The following is a 4,433-nucleotide window of genomic DNA, read 5'->3' as shown; positions in this document are numbered from 1 at the left end:
AAGGGGGGAGCCGCTGCGGCTGTCGGCTTCGACGACGACGGTGCCAAGGGCAAGACCGGCTATAATCCGGTTGCGCTGGGGAAAGAGGCCGGGATGGCTTTTGGTGCCGATCGGATACTCGGTGACCACCAGACCTTGACGTGAAATCTGTTCCAGCAGTTCGCGATTCTCCGGAGGGTATACTTTGTCCATGCCGGTAGCCATGACGGCCACGGTTCCGCCTGCTTGTCCCAGGGCGGCTTCATGACAGATGCTGTCGATTCCCCGGGCCAACCCGCTGACAACGGTAAAGCCGCTTGACGCCAGCTCTTCGGCGAGAACAGCCCCAACCTTCCGGCCGTATGCCGTCGGGACGCGCGTGCCCACCATCGCAATGCCGGGACCATGCAGCAGATCGGCCCGTCCCCGGCAGTATAATATCCAGGGTGGCTGAGGCGTTTCCTTCAGCAGCCCGGGATATTGATCATCGAACACGGTAATCATCGATACACGGGCCGACTCCATGAGAGAACGGCGCTGCATCACCCAATCCGGGGTCAGAATTTTTGACAGCTTTGCCGACATTCCAGGCGTTATGCCCATTCTCTCCCAATCCTCCGCCGTACAGTCAAACGCCTTATCCGACAAATATCCCGCCTTGCGAATTTTGTCGATGCTCCTCCAGCCTATGCCTTCGATCTCATGCAAGCCGAATAATATATCCCGATTGTTCATAACAGGCTCCCCTTTTATAGAAGGCGCACGCCTCCCTATTTTGTGCTGATTACGGCGATAAACGCAAAAAAAGCAACCTTCTACTCCCGTAAAGAGAATAAAAGGTTGCTTACCTTTGTTTTTAATTATACACAATCAGGCGATAACCGGAAGTGCCGTTTTGCCGGAAAGCGGCAATCCGATGCATCCCTTCGCTTCACGAAGAGCTTAATGCGTCATGCAAGCGTTTAGAATCCCTCTCTCTTCCAGCACGCTAATGAGCGTAGCGCCCATTTCGGCGGGCGTTGGGGCGACTTTGATGCCGCAGGCCTCAAGAACCGCGATTTTCTCGCTTGCTGTGCCTTTTCCGCCGGAGATAATCGCGCCCGCATGGCCCATGCGCTTGCCCGGAGGGGCCGTCTTCCCCCCGATGAAGCCGACTACCGGCTTGGTCATATGATCACGAATCCAGACGGCAGCCTCCTCCTCGGCCGTTCCGCCGATCTCCCCGATCATAATGACCGCTTTCGTGCCGGGGTCATCATTGAATCTTTTCAGAATATCGATAAACTCCGATCCCTTGACCGGATCGCCTCCGATGCCGACCGCCGATGACTGGCCGATGCCGCGGGTCGTCAGTTGATGAACCGCTTCATAGGTCAGCGTTCCGCTGCGGGAGACAACGCCGACATAGCCCGGCATGTGGATATAGCCCGGCATGATGCCGATTTTGCATTCCCCGGGCGTAATGATACCCGGACAGTTCGGACCGATCAGTACGGTCGAGCGGCCTTCCAGATAACGCTTCACCTTGACCATATCAAGCACCGGGATACCCTCCGTAATACAAATGACAAGATCAAGCTCGGCATCCGCCGCCTCCATAATCGAATCGGCCGCATAGGCCGGAGGCACATAAATAACGCTGGCGGTCGCGCCCGTCGCCTTCTTGGCGTCAATCACCGTATTGAAGATCGGCAGACTTGCCGTTTGGCCGTCCTTAAGCGTGAGGCCAATGGACGTGCCTCCTTTTCCCGGCGTAACGCCGCCCACCATCCTCGTGCCGTACTCCAGCGCACCTTTCGTATGGAACAAGCCCGTCGAGCCGGTAATCCCCTGAGTGATGACTTTCGTATTTTTATCGACCAGAATGCTCATGCGCGTTCACATCCTATTCCTTATTGTGAAAGTCCGGGAAATCGCATCATATCTGCCGTTACTGCACAAGAGCAACAATTTTACGGGCTCCGTCCGCCATGGAATCGGCCGAAACGATATTCAGTCCCGAACCCGACAAAATTTGCTTCCCCAGCTCTACATTGGTGCCTTCGAGACGGACAACGAGAGGTTTGGTCAGACCGAGCTGCCTGGCAGCCTCCACCACCCCGCTGGCAATGACGTCGCAGTGCATGATGCCGCCGAATATATTGATGAAAATCCCTCTGACCTTGGGGTCGGATAAAATAATCTTGAACGCCCCGGTTACCTTTTCCGCAGTGGCGCCGCCCCCTACATCCAGGAAATTCGCAGGTTCGCCTCCGTAATATTTGATGATGTCCATGGTTGCCATCGCCAGCCCCGCGCCGTTGACCATACAGCCGATATTGCCGTCCAGCGCAATGTAGCTGAGATCATACAGGGACGCTTCAATTTCCTTCTCGTCATCCTCGTCCCGGTCGCGCAAATCCTGGATATCCTGATGGCGGAACAGGGCGTTCGAGTCAAAATTCAGCTTGGCGTCCAGCGCCAGGACGTTGCCGTCCTTCGTTATAACCAGCGGATTGATTTCGGCAATCGAGCAGTCTTTATCGACAAAAGCGGAATAGAGCGCTTGCATAAACTTGACCGCCTTGCTGACCAGTTCATTGGGAATCGAAATATTGTACGCTAGTCTGCGCGCTTGAAAGGACTGAAGTCCCACCGCCGGATCGACGGTTTCCTTAAAAATCTTCCCGGGGCTGCGGGCCGCCACCTCTTCGATTTCCGTTCCGCCTTCCTCGGAGCCCATCAGCACGATCCGGCCCGTTCCCCGGTCCACGACAAACCCGATATAATACTCTTTGTCAATCTGGCAGCCCTCTTCGATAAGCAGCCGTCTTACCACTTTGCCTTCCGGACCCGTCTGGTGCGTCACCAGCGTCTTGCCCAGAATTTCTCCGGCGTATATCCGGACTTCATCCAGGCTCTTGGCAACCTTGACCCCGCCGGCCTTTCCTCTGCCGCCCGCATGAATCTGCGCTTTCACAACGGCCACGGGACTATTCAGCTCCTGAGCCGCGGCAACCGCTTCCTCCACGGTAAATGCCACTTTCCCGTTCGGTACGGTTACGCCGTAACTTTTAAGCACTTCTTTGCCCTGATACTCGTGGATATTCATTCCGGAAGCCTCCTAAAATGCAGCGGAACCCGCATACAGCCTGCAGGCTTTCCGCTATCCGTTTTGATTGCCGCCAAGCTAAGCCTTGCTCAGTCCGGTCCGGCCCCCTGGATTCTCTATGCCAGAAAAAGATTCAGTCAGGATGACCCGCAGCCTTCTTCCCGCAAGCTGACGATGGGCTTACCATGCAAATGAGTAACCCAGAATATTGTATCATGTTTTTGAAGCGCTTACCCCATAAATCTTTCATGGTTTATACATACATTTTCGCATGGTTTCATGCCGGAATGCGAACGATTTCATTGACAAGCTTTCTTGTTAATCAGAACGGCTGCGGGAGTTCGCTTGATGCACCCTGTTCAATAAACTGCGGAACTGCAGCAGGAGATCTCCGAATTCCTCCTTGGACATCGCCATGCCTTCCGCCATTACACCCGGTACTTCTTTGGCCCTATCCTGAAGCGCCCAGCCTTCATCCGTTGGAGAAATCAGCACCTTGCGCTCATCCTCATGCGAACGCTCGCGGATAATCAGACCGGCGGCCTGGAGACGCTTCAGCAGCGGAGTAAGTGTGCCGGAATCAAGATACAAGGCGGCGCCAATGTCCTTGACGGTGCATTGCCCTTGTTCCCATAGAACCAGCATAACAAGATATTGGGAATACGTAACGCCCAGTTCGTCGAGAAAAGGCTGATATAGCTTCGTAATCTCGCGCGAACAGGCATAAATCGTAAAGCAAAGCTGATTTTCGAGCAGCAGCTCCGGAATGGCCGATGATTTTCGGATCATAAGCTTATGTTCACCTGCTTTCTTTCCTCGATTTTATCATATTTTACCGTTTGAATGTTAATTGCGACAAATCGTTTGACTTTAATGCTATTGGGGTTCAATTATTTTGCATAAAATATTAAATAATAGGCTAAGGCTATTGATTTGCGCATTGGTTGATTTATATAATGAATGGAGAGCTATATTTTCGGAAAATGAGGAAGCACCTCTTTACTGAAGATTCGCGCACATGATGCGCCGACTTTAGGGAGAGGTGTTTTGATATGTATGGAAAAATGCACAGCGCGTGCCTGTACGGGATTGAGGGCGTCATGATCGGCGTGGAGGTGGACCTCGCCAACGGCTTGCCGCAGACCTGTATTATCGGGCTCCCCGACTCCGCCATACGCGAGGCGGCTCTGCGCGTACGCTCCGCCGTCAGGAACTGCGGGTTCCGCTATCCGCAGCAGCGGGTCACCATTAATCTGGCTCCGGCCGATCTGCGCAAGGAGGGCTCCGCTTTCGATCTCGCGATCGCTGTCGGCATTCTGACGACAAGCGGTCAGCTTGTGATGCCGTCCGCCGGAACAACGCT

5 protein-coding genes are annotated in these 4,433 nt (G+C 54.1%); 1 reads left to right on the top strand and 4 read right to left on the bottom strand.

Translation table 11 applies throughout. The features are described 5' to 3' along the window. From dprA to L692_RS0102925, 4 genes are all read right to left on the bottom strand, one after another. On the bottom strand, positions 1-714 hold a 714-nt coding region (gene dprA, locus L692_RS0102940; RefSeq protein WP_025697053.1), incomplete at its 3' end, for a DNA-processing protein DprA. 207 nt (positions 715-921) lie between these two features. Beyond that, the gene (gene sucD, locus L692_RS0102935) at positions 922-1,851 is read right to left on the bottom strand and encodes a succinate--CoA ligase subunit alpha (RefSeq protein ID WP_025697051.1); all 930 of its coding nucleotides are present in this window, start codon (positions 1,849-1,851) and stop codon (positions 922-924) included. A 58-nt stretch (positions 1,852-1,909) separates the two neighbouring features. After that, on the bottom strand, positions 1,910-3,070 hold the full coding sequence (sucC, locus tag L692_RS0102930) for an ADP-forming succinate--CoA ligase subunit beta (RefSeq protein WP_025697049.1): 1,161 nt from the start codon (positions 3,068-3,070) through the stop codon (positions 1,910-1,912). Between the two features lie 318 nt (positions 3,071-3,388). Continuing rightward, on the bottom strand, positions 3,389-3,859 hold the full coding sequence (locus tag L692_RS0102925; RefSeq protein ID WP_025697047.1) for a MarR family winged helix-turn-helix transcriptional regulator: 471 nt from the start codon (positions 3,857-3,859) through the stop codon (positions 3,389-3,391). Positions 3,860-4,122: 263 nt separating this feature from the next. Between L692_RS0102925 and L692_RS27630 the strand changes: the two genes are divergently transcribed. After that, on the top strand, positions 4,123-4,433 hold a 311-nt coding region (locus L692_RS27630; protein ID WP_036721655.1), incomplete at its 3' end, for a magnesium chelatase domain-containing protein.

It is taken from the genome of Paenibacillus forsythiae T98 (assembly GCF_000520735.1).
Classification (GTDB): Bacteria; Bacillota; Bacilli; order Paenibacillales; family Paenibacillaceae; genus Paenibacillus_AQ; species Paenibacillus_AQ forsythiae.
This window is presented reverse-complemented; position numbering and strand designations above follow the sequence as displayed.

Bases quoted from the DNA above. Each gene is read 5' to 3' on its own strand.
- sucD (WP_025697051.1), bottom strand. From the start codon at position 1,851: ATGAGCATTCTGGTCGATAAAAATACGAAAGTCATCACTCAGGGGATT.
- sucC (WP_025697049.1), bottom strand. From the start codon at position 3,070: ATGAATATCCACGAGTATCAGGGCAAAGAAGTGCTTAAAAGTTACGGC.
- L692_RS0102925 (WP_025697047.1), bottom strand. From the start codon at position 3,859: ATGATCCGAAAATCATCGGCCATTCCGGAGCTGCTGCTCGAAAATCAG.